Here is a 1317-nt window from a genome sequence, read left to right on the forward strand (position 1 = left end):
CGCACGGGCCCGCGGCGGGCCTCGCGGGCCATGTGCACATTCAGACCGGGGCGGGTGCCGACGACGACATCACACTCCAGCCGCCTCAAGTGCTCGGCTATCCGCCGGTCGGTGAGCCGGCTGTACTGCTTGTACCGGCCCTCGCTCCGCGGGAAGACCCGCGCGGGGCGGGCGTGCTCGGGGTCGCCCCCGTCGTAGGCCGGGCTCTTCTTGCGGATGTCCACAAGGTGGCTGAGCCGCACGTTCGGGCCGGGGTCGAAGACCGGCACGTCACGGTGGCGGAACACCGACACGATCTCCACGTCGTGCTGTTCGCCCAGCGTACGGGCGAGGTTGTACGTGGTCCGGATCGTCCCGCCGATCCCGTACGCGTTGTGAATCAGGAATGAGATATGCATCCGTCCCGGTATCCAACCATTTCCCACCGTTTCCCCGCGGACAGCCTTACTCGTCCGCCTATCACTGGGTCAGACACGGGAAACGGTTGCTGGGTTGGGCTCCATCACCGTCTTGTTCTTGAACATATGTCAAATCGGTAGCGAACGTGCGGAACTTTTACCGGTCTTAGCTCATCAGAGCCTCAAGTGCAGTGACCCAGCCGCGGATGGCCCGTTGACTACATGGAGCCGGGAAACCACCCGGCGCCACGGACCGATACCGAGGAGCCACCCGTGCCGCGCATGCTCGACGTCAGCGATGACGTACGCGCCGAGATCGGCGACGAAGAAGCCGACCGGCTGCTGGCCGGCGAGAACGCCCCGGGCAGCTACGACTGCACCTCCTGCCGCACGCCCGGGAACACCGACCAGGAGCGCACCAGCACCGTGCTCTTCGTGGGCCAGGAGACCGCGGTGCTCGCCTTCGCACATGCCACCTGTGTCCCCTCCCAGGTCGTCCCGGTCTCCGAGGATCAGCTGCGCGGCGCCGTACGGTCCATCACCGCCGAGGAGGTCGCGCCGCCCGCCCCCGAACCGCCGCCCGCCGCCGACACCCAGGCGGTGCTCGGCGTCACCAGCGGGGTGGTCCTGGTGGGCGGCGAGGCCCGGCCCGCGCTCGTCATCGAGCCGACCGAGCCGATCGCCCGGCCCGGTATCGGCGGCCCGGGCGATGACTTCCTGCCCCTCCTGACCGAGCAGGGCTTTCTGCCGGTGTACGACCTCGGCCGGCCGCCGGCGCCCATCCCCGGCTGGTCCGTGCTGCTGGCCGCGGGACAGCTGCACGCCGTACTGATGCCGGCCCCGGGCGGCGGCGCGCCCGTGGCGTGGTGGCAGGCCCACCACCCGATGCCGGTGAGCGACGGCGGATCGCCAGCCGTCG

Annotated in this window: 1 protein-coding gene and 1 pseudogene; one reads left to right on the forward strand and one right to left on the reverse strand. The window is 69.9% G+C overall.

The genetic code is table 11. The annotated features are described in order from the left end of the window. Positions 1-398, reverse strand: a pseudogene (locus tag CCN51_RS51875) (glycosyltransferase family 4 protein); the annotation flags it as partial. A 273-nt stretch (positions 399-671) separates the two neighbouring features. Between CCN51_RS51875 and CCN51_RS51880 the strand changes: the two are divergent. Continuing rightward, positions 672-1317: hypothetical protein (locus CCN51_RS51880; RefSeq protein ID WP_086861294.1), on the forward strand; the 646-nt coding region annotated here is incomplete at its 3' end.

The organism is Streptomyces milbemycinicus (assembly GCF_002154605.1).
Taxonomy (GTDB): domain Bacteria; phylum Actinomycetota; class Actinomycetes; order Streptomycetales; family Streptomycetaceae; genus Streptomyces; species Streptomyces milbemycinicus.